The 15,526-nt window shown below is 61.2% G+C and carries 8 protein-coding genes and 1 pseudogene; 4 read left to right on the forward strand and 5 right to left on the reverse strand.

The genetic code is table 11. The annotated features are described in order from the left end of the window. Positions 1-22: 22 nt before the first annotated feature. Genes pglX through LH128_RS10435 form a run of 5 tightly spaced genes read right to left on the reverse strand, consistent with a single transcriptional unit; the run spans position 23 to position 6,943 of the window. Positions 23-1,306: a BREX-1 system adenine-specific DNA-methyltransferase PglX gene (gene pglX, locus LH128_RS10415; protein ID WP_008829588.1), complete on the reverse strand. Its 1,284-nt coding sequence runs from the start codon at positions 1,304-1,306 to the stop codon at positions 23-25. Further along, the gene (gene brxC / locus LH128_RS10420) at positions 1,306-4,845 is read right to left on the reverse strand and encodes a BREX system P-loop protein BrxC (RefSeq protein ID WP_008829589.1); all 3,540 of its coding nucleotides are present in this window, start codon (positions 4,843-4,845) and stop codon (positions 1,306-1,308) included. The genes pglX and brxC overlap by 1 nt, the downstream gene beginning before the upstream one ends. 3 nt (positions 4,846-4,848) lie before the next feature. Further along, positions 4,849-5,451: a DUF1788 domain-containing protein gene (locus tag LH128_RS10425; protein ID WP_037518934.1), complete on the reverse strand. Its 603-nt coding sequence runs from the start codon at positions 5,449-5,451 to the stop codon at positions 4,849-4,851. 2 nt (positions 5,452-5,453) lie between these two features. After that, entirely contained in the window at positions 5,454-6,062 is a 609-nt protein-coding gene (locus tag LH128_RS10430) for a DUF1819 family protein (protein ID WP_008829591.1), read from the reverse strand. Further along, entirely contained in the window at positions 6,059-6,943 is an 885-nt protein-coding gene (locus LH128_RS10435) for a WYL domain-containing protein (RefSeq protein WP_008829592.1), read from the reverse strand. Before LH128_RS10435 ends, LH128_RS10430 begins: the two co-directional genes overlap by 4 nt. Before the next feature lie 130 nt (positions 6,944-7,073). On the opposite strand from LH128_RS10435, the gene LH128_RS10440 reads away from it, so the two are divergent. The 4 genes and pseudogenes from LH128_RS10440 to LH128_RS10450 all read left to right on the forward strand — a co-directional run. Beyond that, the gene (locus LH128_RS10440; protein WP_327195131.1) at positions 7,074-9,737 is read left to right on the forward strand and encodes a PD-(D/E)XK nuclease family protein; all 2,664 of its coding nucleotides are present in this window, start codon (positions 7,074-7,076) and stop codon (positions 9,735-9,737) included. Continuing rightward, positions 9,737-11,668: pseudogene (locus LH128_RS34490) on the forward strand (UvrD-helicase domain-containing protein); the annotation flags it as partial. The gene LH128_RS10440 and the pseudogene LH128_RS34490, both read left to right, overlap by 1 nt. A 321-nt stretch (positions 11,669-11,989) precedes the next feature. Then, positions 11,990-13,123, forward strand: a complete 1,134-nt coding sequence (locus LH128_RS34495; RefSeq protein WP_327195133.1) for a 3'-5' exonuclease — start codon at positions 11,990-11,992, stop codon at positions 13,121-13,123. A gap of 125 nt (positions 13,124-13,248) precedes the next feature. Continuing rightward, positions 13,249-15,526: DNA helicase UvrD (locus LH128_RS10450; RefSeq protein ID WP_327195132.1), on the forward strand; the 2,278-nt coding region annotated here is incomplete at its 3' end.

The following is a 15,526-nucleotide window of genomic DNA, read 5'->3' on the forward strand; positions in this document are numbered from 1 at the left end:
GTTCCTAATTCAGATCAGAGGCTTACGCCACTCCCGCCAACCCTTCAGGACACTTTTGGTGAATAAGGCGGGCTAAATTCTTGGCCTGCTCGAATTGCCCCAGCGTCTCGCGCAATTCATCAGTGAACAGATCCTTGCCCACCACAGCGGCCACGTCCTGCATCTCGGCAGATGTGAAGTGCACATCTTGCAGAACGACGATTTCGGGCTTCGCTTCCATCCGCAGGAACCGCCGACGCCCCAGCTTTGATGCGGCCTTCATCGACAACGCGAACGCCGCCAGCGCCCCGGCGCGGTCGTCAATCTCAATGCCCGTCAGGTTATGCTTCAGGATCAGGCCGGGGATTTCGGCCGCGTCATGACCTTCCTCGGCATAGATTTCATAGAGCAGGTCAAAGGCATAGGTCAGCATATGGCCCGAGCCACAGGCCGGATCGCAAATGCGGATTTCCTCGGGCCGGGCGATCTTCAGGAAGTCCGTTTCCGGCTCTTCCGGCGCGATGTAATAATCCATCTTCGCCGCCAGCTTCGATTGCGGGCGATTGAGCAGCCACAGCCGGCCCAGAGAGTTTTCCACCAGATAGCGCACGATCCAGTGCGGGGTGAACAGCTGCGTCGCGGCGGGGATATTTTCCGCCGTGATTTTCTGGTTTTTCTTCAGGCCCGCAAAAACCTGATCCTTTTTTTCGCTGATGTAGAACTGGTAAAGCCAGCCGATGATCTCGACATCCTGGCAGGCATCTTCCGTCATCACCGCGCGCAAGCGGGCAAGGATGCTGTCCGGCGACAGAAGATCGTCGGGCATCAGCAGTTCGGTATAATCCTCGGCCCGGTCGAGCATATCGGCACGCTCGAACATATACGGCATCGCCCCGTGCCATTCGTTGCAGGCATGGATCAGCAGCAGCCGATAGGCCTCCGCCTGCCCGTCATGGGCGGGGCGGGTGCCATTCAGATATTCGGCGATCTCGGACCGCCCGCGATCCGGCAGGTTGCCCGCCATCGCCTCGGCCAGAATTTCGGGCCGGGTGGCGCCATCAGCGGGTGATACAACGCGCGGGTTGGTCAGGCCGGTTGCATCCATGAAGCGCAGCGCGGTGAAGCGGTTGAACCATGTGTATGCCGCGTGTTCGATCACATGGGCGCGGTTGCCGTTGGCGGCAGCTTCCAGCCGGGCAATCGCCCTGGGATGTTCGCGGCGAGCCGCCGCGCCCTCGGTCAGCACCATGTCCAGCCGGGCGGTGACCTGATCGATCAGCAAGTTGCGCGCGCTTTGCGCAAATTTCTTCAGGGCGTTGGTATCCATCAGACAATCACTTTCTTGCCCGCGCCGATCTCGGCCAGCAGGGTCTTTTTCATCTCATCAAGATAGCGCGTCACATCGTCTGCATCTTCGAGATAGGCTTTCCCGATAGAGACAGTGATCGACTGGGCGTTGACATATTGGGGCTTTGCCGGTGCCGGCGGCACATATGGCTTGGCCGGGGCTTCGGCCACGCCACCTGCAGGTTGGGGCTGCGGCGCGGGCGTCGGCGCCGGTGCAGGCGTCAGTTCGGCGATCCGCGTCAGCGTGTCGGCCAGAAGGTTGGAACGCACCTCGGTCGCCCGATGGCGCAAGGCCGGGATCAAGGTTTGCGAAGCCACGGCGGATTTCTGCGCAGCGAGCTCATCGCGAATACGCGTCTGCTGCTCTGGCGGGACCGCACGGAATTCCGAGGTCTGGGTGGTTTTCTCGGCCACCTCTTCGATCGCCGCGATGACGGCGTTGCGCTCGGCCAGAACCGTTTGTTCGATACGCTCCTTCAGGGCGTAGAAATCCGCCTTCAGTTCCTGAATCGCGTTGCCCTTGAAGCACTGCGGATCGGCCAGCGCCTGACGCAACGTATCGGCGGCAGGAGCGTCGGCAAAGGCAACGTTCTGATCCTGTGCCGTCAGGAAAGCCCGCACCTCGTCATAGATGCCCTTCTGCGGTCCGGACATGAAGCTGCGGACCTTGTCGAGGATATCCTCCTTGGCATCCAGCAGTTGATCTTCCTGCCCAACCGGGCCGGTAATGAACCATGTCGCCGACTGGTCGCGCATGCTGTCGAGGAGAGTTCGCAGAGGATCGAGGGCCGCAATAAAGGGATAGCCAGCCGACTGCCGACCAAGGCTCTCAAGTTCGCTGGTCAGCTTGCACAACTGCACCTGCCACTCTGCCCCCAGACTGCGGGCGTCATTGCCCGAGGCGGGCAGATCGAACAGTGCCTGAAACAGCTCGCGCGATTTGCGGATCTGGGCGCCGGTGAACTCGATCTGCGGAGAGAGCAGAATATTGCCAATGGCATGGCTGTTGCGCAGCCCCTGCACCAGAGCATCTCCTTCCAGCAGAGCGCTGTCGGCCCGAGCTTCGAGCTTGCCGCGCGCGACAAGATTCGCGGTCAGGCACAGCACCGTAACGGACGGCCAGCCATAAGGTTTGGCGCCAAACTTCTCGACCAATGCCTTGACCGAGACCCGCGTCCCAAGACGCATCTGAGCCTGAGCGTGATTCAGCACGTCCTGCTCGGCTTCGGTGAGACCGCTGCCTTCGCCGCCGAAAAGCCCGCCATCGATACGGCCGGCACGCCCAAGATCGGCTTCGGTGTAGGTGGCGCCGCGCAGCACAGGCAGGCTGGTATAGACCTTGTCGACCAGCACCTGGAAGCCTTTGACCAGCCGTTCCTGCGGGTCTTCCCCTCCGATCTCCAGTTCGGCTCCACGCACGAAAAGGCGAGCATCCGCGATCAGAGTACGGAGACGCTGCACCAGTTCCTTTTCGCGCCGCGTATTCTGATCGCGCTTTTCCGCAATGATGCGATCACGGCCGGGCTGAGCGTCACCGCTGGTGACCTGACGGGCGAATTTCACGGTCTGGAGCCCGAGGACGAGATCGCGCGTGAAGCGTACATCACGTCCCAGCAGGACAACCATCTCATCGCTTGCCATGCTGTTCGAGCGAACCACATCCGGCGTGTCGGAATCGTCGCTGAAGGGTGAGATGATATTCACCGAAAGCTCATGCTCCCGGTTCAGGCTGTGCCCGTCGAGCTTGCGGGTAAAAGCATAGTCCACACCCGTGCCGGCATGCTTGATCTTGCCGTGACGGAGGATCGAACCGAAAGCCAACTCGTCGAGCTGCCGTTCGATCTCGGCGGGATCAACGGCAATCGCCTTGATCTCGGCCTCGACGTCCTTTTCCTCATTTGTGAGGAATTCATAGACCTCGCCATTGCGCTGGATCAGCGTTTGGCGTTCTAGAAGCGACAAAGCCTCTTCGATATTGCGGCGCTGTTCGGTCTGGTCCGCCTCGAACCGGGACAGCAGGAGGATTGATATGTTGCGGGCAGTCGGTTTGAATTCCTTGACATATTTGACAAGGAATAGGACTTTCAGAACCCGAACGGCGAAGTCATCGCCAAGGTTCTTCTCGGCCAGCTGGATCGACTGCTGAACCGAGGATTTGAGGGCAGTGCGAATCCCCTCGAACATTAGGTCGAAGGTCGCCAGCCCCCCGACCGGCGTATCCGCCAGCTTTTTGGCCACCTCCTGAAACACCCCCAACATGGAGCGTTCACCGACCGAGCTGTGCTTGCCCTCAAACGCGTTGTGCTGCGAGAGGCCCATGATCGCGCGCTGGAACAGATCATATTGGTAGTTCGGGAACGGATAGCTCGCGACGAACTGCTCCTTTCCGGAAAAGTTCCTGAACTTGAAGGAATTATCGCCGAAATCGAACAGAGTGCGCAGGTTGTTCTCCTCAGCATCGTAAAGATTGCCAAGGGTGATCTGACCGGCCTCGGTTTTGGCCAGAAGGCGGCGCTGGATGACTTCGGCCACATCCTGGGAGTTCAGCGGCATCCGGTTAGCGAAGCGTGCCTGGATTTTCGAGAAGTCATTCTCCTGCTGCGCCGTCAGATCGCCGATGACCGAACCCATGTCTTGCTGGGCCGTGACAACAATCCAAGCCTGCCCCTTGCACTTCGTGTTGAGGCTTTCGGCGATGGTCTGCAGGTTCGTCATCAGTTTGACGTTGTCGGCGATATACTGCCCCACCTCATCGACGAAGAAGTTCAGCCTGAACTTGGGCCCCTGCTCATCGATCCACGATTTCACCATGTTGGCGAAATCTTCGATCGAGACCTTCGTGTCCTTGCGATACTGGCCAAGAATATCCTTGACCTCATCGCCCGTGACCTCGGCGAAGGCGGCGGCAACGTGCTTGCCTTCCATAAGAGCCTGTTCACGCCCACGCTCCCAGGGCTTGCCGGAAGACTGCGCAAAGGCCGCCTTGAAGGCATCAAGCTTCCCGCGGCTGTCGAGATCACGCTCGAACTGCGCGATATGCGGGAGCTTGCCGTAATAGCCGCACATCTCGTCAAAGACTTTCTGGAAGACGGCCAGAAGCGCATCGACATCCGTCTTCGAGATCACATCCGCCTTCTGGTCGATATTGAACAAGACCGATCGGGACGGGATCGACACTGCCTTGCGCAAGGCCCCCGCCAGCATCGGGTTGCCTGCGAGCTTTCGCTCAAATATTTCGACGGCGCGCTGCCCCTCGACCTCGTCGTTCTCCAGGAGGAGGGCAAGCATTTTCAGCAGGTGAGATTTACCTGATCCGAAGAAGCCTGAGATCCACACGCCGTTCGCGGTATTGTAATTGTTGTAGGCGTCGAGGAATTGCTCCAGTCGGGCGCCGATCTCGTTGGTGATGACATATTCATCAAGTTCGGTCAGGAGGCTGGCCTTGTCGTCAGCCTTGATCACCCCATCGATCGAACGGTCGACCGGCTTGGCAAAGATGTCACGCAGAAGAGTAGCCATCGGTCAGACCTCGTAATTCATGATATTGAACGCCCGGTAATATTTGTCATCATGCAGCAAACCGAACAGTTCCAGCGACGCTCCTGTCGCCAACGCGTGCGTGTATTTTCCCGGAAAGAACATGACCGTCGGGCGATCTTTCGCAGTGCTTTGCAGGTTGTTGAGCACGTTGTGCGACCGCAGGTAGGGGTAAACCTCGCCTACGCCGGACAGGAAGATCACATCGTGCGGGACGTCTTCGATGCGCCGCGCAATCTCTGGAATGAGGTGCGCCTGCGGGTCCAGAACCCCCTGCAACAGCTCCTTGAGTTCCGCCTTTTCCGTTTCGGCTTCGACCTCAAGGATCTGCTCGAAGATTCCCCGATCCTCGAGGATCCTGAGCGAAAGGTCATAGAGATCAATATCGAGGACGCGCACACCAGCGTGTCCCAGCCGGGCGATCAGATCCTCGCGATCCTCGCCCAAGCTCAGCCCGTCATCGGCATCAAAAGCGCAGATGAAAAAGGGAACCTCGTTTCCCAGCCCTTGCTTTTGCAAGAACCGATCACTGGAAATTACTCTGGATAAGTGCTCGGCGCGGGCGCGCCGATCAGTTTTCGTGCCCACAATTACCCCCCATTTCCGGGAAAGACCCTCAAGTCCGCCGGATTACTCTCCTCGATCAGCCGCTTCATGCGCACCGACAACCAGATCGGCTGAATTCTGCCCTCAACACTTCTCAAGCCAGCTTCACGTAGTATCCGAAACAGGACCTGACGCAATTTCGCACAGGTTGAAGCTGAAAGCTCAGCGAGGCCAGGATCACTCTCGGCTTTCTCCGCAAGAAAGCGGTCAAAAACCTCATGACCTAGGTCTAGCCGCCATGATTGGTAGCGTTCGCTGATCACCTCGACTGCGAATTCGTATACAAAGCGATAGGTCCGGCAGACCGCCAGCCACACCATTGCCTGCTGTTCAGCGCGGTCAGCCTCTGCCGACAGGTATTCGCGTTCTGTATCGGAAAGATAACCTATCCGGTCATACACCTCACGTAGAGCGCGGGTTTGGGACGCCAATTTGGGCAATGAAGACACGCCGTGCGCCAGCAAACGGTCGCGCGCGCGAGCCCAGGTCTCACCCGGATGGTAGGCGTCGGCGATCACTAGGCTTTCATTAAGCATCAGCCCACCCACGCTGAATGACATACGGTAATTTTGTACGCTATCGCCATCATTCACAGCGCGAACTCCGCCTTTTCAAGCGCTGCGATGGTGTCGGCTCTGTTGAAGACAACGATATGTTGACTGCGGGCGGGCAACTGAGCGGCGTCACCCAGAAGCCCGAGGCGTTTCAACACATAGAATAGCATCGCGTAGCGAACGGTTAGCACAGCCGACCCGTTCGCCATCCCAAAATCTTTGGCGACCACAGCCTTTTGGCTCTCGGTGAGGTCTGGGTGTGGACCTATTTCAATGGCAAAGCGCTCTTGCCAAAGGGCGTCCTGATCGGCTGATGCGCCAGCTTCGCCAAGCTCGCCTACATCAAGGACACGCGGCAGCAGGAAGTCTTTGAATTTGTCGGTGACGTGGCAGTAGCCGCGGACGTGCCAGCGAAAGCCATCATAGCCAAAGGCATGCGGTGTAATGCGGCGCCAGATCGGATCTGGCCGATCCTTGCTCATCGACTGGTAGTGAATATCGACTGATCGCACGTCTCGCACCGCGCCCAATATGGTGCGCAGCACCTTGGCGTTGATGTCGCGGCGGGGTGTCAACGCGATATCTGTATCGGGCACCTGGGTGATCCAGGACTCGCCCAGTTCGATCAGTCCCTCCGCGACTGACCGCAGGCGTGACAAATAGCCATATGGGTCAGGCTTAAGAAAAATCGGCTCGAAATCCGGGCCTGCCACATAGCGACGAGCGCTCTTGTCATAGAGCGCGTTATACGGCGCACGCTCCTGATAGAGCGTCAAATCTTTCGACGCCTGCGGCACTGACACATCGAACGTGTCGATGATGTCCGAGCGGTTGACACCGCCCTCCCAGAATAGCCGGAACTCGATGAATTCGAGGCGGCGTTCGACGCCCCATTTCAACGCTGGCCCCTCGCTGGTCATCTTGTTCGGCTCCTTCACATCGCGAGGGTATAAAAACTATATGGACATATCTGCAATGCCCGTATAGTTTTTATCCATGCGATGGAGTCGCGTCAAGCGGAACCGGCGAGACTGAAGGAGGATGTCGGCGATGAGCACCAATCCTAAACGGCGTACGATCGTCGCGCACGGCCGTTTGGCGATGCGCGAGTTGCGCCTTGATGCTGCCCGGCGGCGGCTTCACGGTTTGCAGATTCTCTCGTTTGAGCAGCTCGCGGTCCGCCTGGCGGGCGGTTTCACGCGGCCAATCGACGACGAAAGCCTGCGCAGCGCGATCCAGGCGGTCTTACCGGAGACGCCTTTGGGCGAGCTGGATGGCATCAAGCTCTTGCCGGGCATGGTCGATGCCGCAGCTGATACGCTCCACAAGGTCTGGCGCTCGGGGATCGATTTGACCGCGCGCGCCCATGAACATCCACGCCTCGAGTCGATTGCCCGTCTCGAAGCGGCCGTTCTGGATCAGCTACCGCCTGGAATGATGCGGCCCGCCGATCTGGCGTCCGCCGCGCTCAAGCGCCTAGCTCACGCTCCGGCGGTTTTCGGCTCCGTGGAGATCGTCGGCATCACCGAACTTTCGCCAAGCTGGCGTCCGCTTCTGGCAGCGCTTGCGGCCCATGTGCCTGTCGCATGGGTCGCGGGACCGCGCCCCGTCCCGGAATGGCTCGCCGCGACCGATATTGAGGTGCGCCGCTCGGATGCGCGGATACCGCAGCAGCACATGGTCAGCGCCGCTACCGGCTATCACGAAGCCGTTGAAGCGATCCGCTGGGCGCGCGCGCTCATGGTAACAGACGGCGTCGCTCCCTCCGACATCGCCATCGCCGCCGCTTCGACTGCCGACTATGACGATCACTTCCTCGCCCTGCGTGCGGACGCGAACCTCGACCTTCATTTCGTCCACGGCATCAAAGTCACCACCACCCGCGAAGGGCAGGCTGCTGCAGCGCTTGCCGATATTCTGATCCGGGGGTTCTCACAGACCCGCATGCGCCGTCTCGCGGCGCTTTGCGGATCGGAGACCGGTCCGTTCCAGTCATTGCCGCAAGGGTGGCTGCGCGTTCTGCCGGCCGACGCGCCGCTCGCTTCTCTCAGCGCCTGGGATCGGTTGCTCTCTCGTCTTACGGCTACGGACTGGCCCGATGAGCATGATCACACAGCGACCTTGCGCGCGATCGTCGATCTACTCGCCAAGGGGCATGCGGCAGCCGACGTAGTCGGCGCTGCATTCCTGTCCGGCCGTGCGCTTGCGATCTGGCGCAAAGCACTTCTTGCTGGCCCATCGGTGTCGCTCGATACGACGTTGGAGAACCTGAAGCAGGATGACGGTCTTGAGGCCTGCGTGTCGCCGGCATGGATGCCCGCTAGCGCGCTTGCGGCATCGCCGCGCCGCCATGTGCGCCTCATCGGCCTCAATTCCTCACGCTGGCCGCGCGGGATTTCCGAGGACCGGCTCATCTCCGACCATATCATCCCCACTGCCGAACTTGATCCGCTGCCGATTGGCGCTGCGGATCGGCGCGATTTCGAAACCATCCTGGCGACGACAGAGGTCGAGGTCACAATCTCGCGGGCGCGGCGAGACGGCGAAGGGCGCCTGCTCGGCCGGAGCGCGTTGCTCGGCCCGGTCACGGACGAAATCTACATCGGTCGTAACGCCGTACCCACTCATGCCTTCAGCGAGACTGACCGCTTGATGGCGCGGCCGGATGAGTTTGCCGGCGACATTCAAGCCGCCAGCGCGCTGACCACCTGGCGCAATTGGCATCGCAAGGACATTACGGCACACGACGGGTTGGTTCGCGCGGACCATCCGCTGCTGCTCCATATTCTCGCACAGGTACAATCGGCCAGCTCATTGAAGCTGCTCCTGCGTAGTCCACTGGGCTTCGTCTGGCGCTATGGCATGCGCCTGAAGCTGCCCGAAAGCGGCACCGACCCGCTGGTGCTTGACGCATTGGCGATGGGCGATCTCGTCCACATGACCCTCGACTTTGCCCTTCAGGATCTCGAAGCGAATGGTGGCCTCGCCATTGCCGACGATGCCAAGATCTCCGCCGCGATCGAAGCCGCCGCAGGGAGCGTCGCTGGCGTCTGGGAAAGCGAGCGGGCAGTCCCGCCGCCGGTCATCTGGCGGCGCACGCTTGACGATGCCCGCACACTTGCAGAACGCGCGCTCACCTATCGCGGCGAGCATCTCGATGACGCCCGTTCCTACGGGGAGGTGGCCTTTGGTGGCGCCACGCCCAAGACCGGCGCCGGCAGCCCATGGGATGCGGCGACCCCGGTTGCGATCCCCGAAACCGGCTTTGCCATCAAAGGCTATATCGACCGGCTCGATCTTTCGGGTGATGGCACGCGCGCCCTCGTCCGGGACTATAAGACCGGCCGACCGCCCAAAGACGATATCAGCATCGATGGTGGCCGCGAGTTGCAGCGCTGCCTTTATGCCTTCGCGGTGAAAGCCCTTCTGGGAGCGGAAGTGTCGATCAGCGCCTCGCTGCTGTATCCGCGTACCGAGACCGACCTTCAGCTAGCCGACCCCGAAGCGACGCTTGGCGAACTCACCGGCTATCTCCAATTTGCGAGCGCCAGCCTGAGCGCTGGCCATGCGCTGATCGGGCCGGACACCGGCGGGACATATGACGATCTCGCCTTCGCGCTGCCAGCCAATGCCGGCGCGACCTACTGCAAACGCAAAACGCCTGCGGCCACCGAGCTCCTCGGTGACGCTGCTCTGGTTTGGGAGGCCCAGTGATGACCGCTGCTCTGAATAGCCTGCGCGACGACGCTGCGCGCCGTACTGCGATCAGCAACCATGACCAGTCGCTCCTCGTGGAAGCGGGCGCCGGATCGGGCAAGACCGCCGTCATGGCAGGCCGGATCGCGGCCATGCTGGCGCAAGGCGCTGTGCCCAAATCGATCGCGGCGGTGACGTTCACTGAACTGGCCGCGAGCGAGCTTCTTGTGCGCGTCCGCGATTTCGTCAGCGAGCTTGTTGCCGGAACGCTCCCGACCGAACTCAAGATCGCGTTCCCTGATGGGCTCTCCGAACAGCACAAGGCGTATCTGGCTGAGGCTGCCGCGCATATCGATGAGATCACCTGCTAGACCATTCACGGCTTCTGCCAGCGCTTGATCAAACCCTATCCGGTCGAGGCGGATATCGATCCCGGCGCGAGTGTCATGGATCGCAACCAAGCCGACCTCGCCTTCATCGAAATCGTCGATGCGTGGCTGCGCGAACGGCTCTCCGGCGCCGAGGGCGGCCTTATCGCTGAGATGGTGCTCTACAGCCCAAGCGAGACAGTCGGCCTCATCCACCGGATCGTCGATAATCTGCGCAAGCGGCGTACCCTTGCCGCCCCCGCCGCAGACCCGATTGCTCCGCATCTCGCCGCGTTTCGCGTGGCGGCAGCGGATTTCGCGAAGTTCATCCGCACCGCGCCGGCCGTCGAGGAAGAGACAGCGGTCTTTGCCGAGCGCTTCGCGGAGATGGCGGATGGCCTTGAGGGCGGACCCGCCATCGATACGCCTGCCGGGCTCGTGCGGCTGCTGACCTTCCCGCCGCATCCCGACCTCTGTACCAAGGCCGGCACGTTCCTGGCTTTCAAGAAGAAGGGCAAATGGGTTGAGGCGGCCAAACGCGAAGGTCTCGCCAAAGCAGATGGGGAGCGGCTCAATCTCGCAGCGGAAACGGCCTATTCGGCATGCGGTGCGGCATGGCAGACGCTCACCCAGATTGTCGCGAGCCACGTTCTAGCCGACCTGATCGGCGAAGTGCGCCCCGTGCTCGATCGTTTCCGCGACTATAAACGGTCCGCCGCACTGCTCGATTTCGACGACCTGATCTTCGCGGCACGCGGGCTCCTGCGCGACCATGACGATGTCCGCCGCGCGCTTGCCGGCCGCTTCTCCAAAGTGCTGGTCGACGAGTTCCAGGACACCGATCCGCTCCAGACCGAAATCTTCTGGCGCCTGTGCGGTGAGCCAGCGGAGGCTGGAGATGCGAGTGATTGGGCCAGCTTCGTCATCCGCCCCGGTGCCCTTTTCCTGGTGGGCGATCCCAAGCAGGCGATCTACCGCTTTCGAGGCGCCGATGTGTCGGCCTATGTCCGTGCCCGCGATGCCTTCGTCGCCCAGGACGAGGACAGCGTCCTGTCGATCTCGACCAACTTCCGGTCCTGCGCGCCGATTCTGACCTTCGTGAACGAACGGTTCGAGGGGCCGCTCTCCAGCGACGGCCAACCCGGCTTCACCGCGCTCGACCCCTTTCATGCCGATCGCGGGGAAGCGCTATGTATTGCCGCACTTGATGTCGTGGTCGCAGGCGAGGACGGCAAAGCGTCGGCCGAGCAACAGCGCGATGGCGAGGCCGAAGCCGTCGCGCAAATGTGCGCCCGCCTCATCGGCAGCGAAATGATCCTCGATCGGCGCACTGGCGCGGGACGCTTGTGTCGCCCAGGCGACATCGCTTTGCTCGCGCCCACCGGCAGCGACCTGTGGCGCTATGAGGAAGCCCTGGAGCGCTATGGTATCCCGGTCGCGACGCAGGCCGGCAAAGGCCTGTTCCGTCGCCAGGAAGTTCAGGACCTGATCGCGCTCACCCGCGTCTTGGCCGATCGCCGCGATACACTCGCGCTCGGCGCGCTGCTGCGTGGGCCGCTCGTCGGCCTGACCGAAGAGCAACTCCTCGACATCATCTGGGCGCTCCCGCGCGCTGAGGACGCACCCGACAAACTTCCGCGTTTCGACCTTGGCGTCGATCCGGCCAACATCGCACATCCGCTGGCTCGGGCGACGATCGAGAAACTCCAGGTGCTCCATCGTCAGTGCAACAACACTACGCCGCATGAGCTCCTGTCTCAGGCGATCGATGCGTTGCGGGTGCGGCCAATCCTCTTGGCGCGTCACCGGGGTCAGGCCGAGCGCGCGCTCGCCAATGTCGATCTCTATCTGAGCTTGACCTCGGCATTCGCGGTGCGGGGGCTGCGCGCCTTCGCCGAGACGATGACGGCGGCCTGGACCGACGAGGCACGCGCCGTCGAAGGGCGGCCGGACGCGCAGGAAGAAGCGGTTGCGCTCTACACCATGCACGCTGCCAAAGGGCTCGAATGGCCGATCGTCGTCCCCATCAACACGATGACGGGGATCAAGGCGCCCGATAGCGCCGTAACCGACCGCGACAGCGACACCTTCTATTGCCCGGTCTTCGGCGTGAAACCAGCCGGCTATGAAGCGGTGCTCGACGCCGAAAAAGCGGAACTCGACCGCGAACGCATCCGTCTCTGGTATGTCGCGGCGACCCGTGCCCGCGAATTGCTGGTGCTGCCGCGCCTTGACGCGGCACAGTCCAAGTCTGCCTGGATTTCGCTGGTCGATCTGTCGCTAGCCGAACTGCCGGCGCTCGATCTTTCGCATCTGCCCGAAGGGATGGGCGCAGCAGCGGCTCAAGCAGTCAACGCCCAGACCCGTGATGGCTTTGCCGCCGAAGCCGCCGCGATCCTCGATAAGCGCCAGCGTCTGGTCTGGCTCGCGCCGAGCCGCGATGAAAGCCATGCCGGCCCGGTACTGACGCCTGAAGCGGTGGAGATCTGGGCAGCGGGTAGTGACGGCCAGCCCGGTGACGAAGGGCCGGCGCCGAGCGTTCAGGGTGGGCGTGAGCGCGGGCTCATCCTCCATAAGCTACTTGAAGAAGTGCTGACCGGCGAGACCGATCCCGGTAAGGCGGCGTTGGCCGATCGGGCTCGGGCACTGATCCTGGAAATCGGCAAGCCGGTGATGGACGATCCTGCCCAAGGCCTGAACCCCGGCGAACTCGCCGGCTGCGTGGTGCGGACCCTCAACCTGCCGGAAATCGCCGAGCTGCGGCCCAGTCTGGTGCCCGAACTGACCGTCTATGCGGCGGTTGATGTCGAAGGGATTGAGCAGGCGACGGTCGGCATTGCCGATGCGACTAGTTTCGACAGCGACGGCAAACCTGCTGTCGTGATCGACTGGAAGAGCGATGTGCAGCCGACTGCGGCGACGATCGAGCACTATCGTGCGCAGGTTCGCGCCTATCTCGACATGACCGGCACGGAGCGCGGGCTGATCGTCATGGTGACTTCTGGGCAGACAATCGAGGTTCAAGCCAGTGCTTGAGGCCCGCTGTTTCGAAGCAGGGTGCGACATACGTGACCGCGAGAATTAATAGCTCATCCTGAGAGAGTTCTGGTGGATTTTGAGCTGCCTCCTTGCAAGTATGGGGGCTCATGGGGGGAATAGCTTTGAGCCTGAATCGCGACGAACATAACGGTGATATTGCACGAGAAGCATTGACCATCTTCGATCGCGTAGCGGCCGGCGCCAGGGCAGAACTTGCCCGTTTCAAGGGACCATCGGCGGAGAGCCTCGCTCCGCTGAATACGCTGACGACCGAGAAAGCGGTCGCGAAGCTCAACGAGATCGGTCGGGAAATGCTCAATGGCCACCAAATCCTGTCCCGCGAACCCGCTATTGCCAGGGTGATCGCGGCGGATGAGGCGGACAAGCATACGACCTTCTACATCTCTCGGTTCGCACCTTCCGGGCTGCTCGATCCCGGAGTTCGGTTCGCCAGTTACAACGCGCCTGTCGGTCGGTTGGCATCGTTGCGCCCGGGTGGATACATTGATGTGCCGGGGGGCTCGCTTGAGGTCGTAGAGCGAACCCTATTTCACGCCGAGGCCCTCCCCGATGGCTGGGATTCGCGGGACACTATTTTCGAGGCGGAAGGGCAGAAAACCCTCACCATCGCCTCATTGCTGCGCTTGCTTTCCGAGCGTGATGCCCCTGCAGATGCGCTGGATGAGATCGAGCGCATGCTGAAAGCGGCCGAGGTGGATGACAATGTCACCGTCGGGCGCAAACGCGGTATCATCGACAAGATGCAACTGCGCGATCAGGCGGTGCTGGACGAGTATCAAGATGCTATCTTTCGATTGTCGCTTGATTCGCAGCTTTTAATCCTGGGTCCGCCAGGCACGGGCAAAACCACCACGCTCATTCGCCGTCTGGGGCAAAAGCTCGATCCCCATGGCTTGAGCGAGGACGAACAAAGCCTGGTCGATGCTTCCCCCTCATCGCTGGCACACGGCCAAAGCTGGATCATGTTCACGCCGACCGATCTACTCGGGCAGTATCTGAAAGAGGCATTCAATAGAAACAATGTGCCAGCGTCGGATCTGCGAATCAAAACGTGGATCGGACATCGCAAGGAACTCGCGCGGAACCACCTTTCGATCTTGCGCACCGCAAACGGCGGTGGGCCGTTCGTTCTGAAGGATGCTGCGGCCACTATAACCGCCGAGGCCGTGGGTTCCCCGATCGACTGGTTCGAGCAGTTTCAAGCCAAGCAAGAACGCGATTTCTGGTCGGGTCTCGAGAGCGCTGCAGCCGTCCTTACGAACGCCACGGACGCGGAAATCGCAAAGCTGGGTGGGCGCCTCAGCACAGCCATTCAAAGCGCACGTACGTCCACTCCGGCAAGCGGTATCTACGCCCTTGTATCGCTAAGTGAAGACGTCCGCCGCGTTCTCGGGCGTGTACGAGCTGACGTCGACAGCGTGCTCAAAGCCGCACTTGCGCGCGCGCAGACTGGCGCACGAACCCAAGGTCAGAACTTTTTCGAGCAGCTGATCTCCTATCTCGACACCTTAGATGATCAGGCCGATCACGGCGACGATGATCTCGATGACGAAGATGACGAAGATGACGACCGGCCTACGAACAAGCCGGCCGCTGCCCAACGCGCCTATTATGCTGCCCTGCGGCTTCAGGCGCGCTCCAAGACACGTCGCCGTTCAACGAGCTCCCGAAGCGCTCTCGTTCTCGATTGGGTCGCGGATCGAGGCCTGACCGAAGCCGAGGCGAGCGGACTGGCCGAGCGGTTGGGATGGCAGCTGTCCCTCAATCGGTTCAACGCGCCTGTTCGGCACTACCTGAGCAAGATCCCCGCCCGATACAGGCAGTTCAGGAGAGGTGAGCGGGGAGAGCGTTGGTATCCCGATACGAATCCAGGCCGCGATCTGCACCCGCTGGAAGCGGATCTCGTGATTTTGGCCATGCTGCGCGCTGGCAATGCGTTGCTCGCGGATAACCGCGTGCGTCGGAACATTGAGCAGGTGGCCTATGAGCCACTGCGTGCTCTGCACGACATCCAGCGCAACCAAATTCTCGTGGACGAGGCCCCCGACTTTTCGCCTGTGCAGCTTGCTTGCATGCGCGCCTTGGCAGTCGAGCCGATCGGATCGTTCTTCGCATGCGGCGATTTCAATCAGCGTATCACGGAATGGGGTAGCCGTACCGAGGACAGCCTCAAATGGGTCGAACCCGGCCTGTCGATCGAACGGGTCTCGATCGCGTACAGGCAAAGCCGGCAGTTACATGGCCTGGCCATGTCGCTGGCTGATCCCGTTTCTGGATCGACGGCGGACGCGGGCTTGCCCGACGACGTCAATAATGATGCGGTTCCGCCGGTGATTGTTGAAGGCTTGCATGATTTCGGCGAGATCGCCCACTGGTTGG

The sequence above is a fragment of the Sphingomonas sp. LH128 genome (genome assembly GCF_000293195.2).
Lineage (GTDB): Bacteria > Pseudomonadota > Alphaproteobacteria > Sphingomonadales > Sphingomonadaceae > Novosphingobium > Novosphingobium resinovorum_A.

Coding starts and splice junctions, on each gene's coding strand:
- pglX (WP_008829588.1), bottom strand. CDS start 1,306: ATGGATACCAACGCCCTGAAGAAATTTGCGCAAAGCGCGCGCAACTTG.
- brxC (WP_008829589.1), bottom strand. CDS start 4,845: ATGGCTACTCTTCTGCGTGACATCTTTGCCAAGCCGGTCGACCGTTCG.
- LH128_RS10435 (WP_008829592.1), bottom strand. CDS start 6,943: ATGACCAGCGAGGGGCCAGCGTTGAAATGGGGCGTCGAACGCCGCCTC.
- LH128_RS10440 (WP_327195131.1), top strand. CDS start 7,074: ATGAGCACCAATCCTAAACGGCGTACGATCGTCGCGCACGGCCGTTTG.
- LH128_RS34495 (WP_327195133.1), top strand. CDS start 11,990: ATGACGGCGGCCTGGACCGACGAGGCACGCGCCGTCGAAGGGCGGCCG.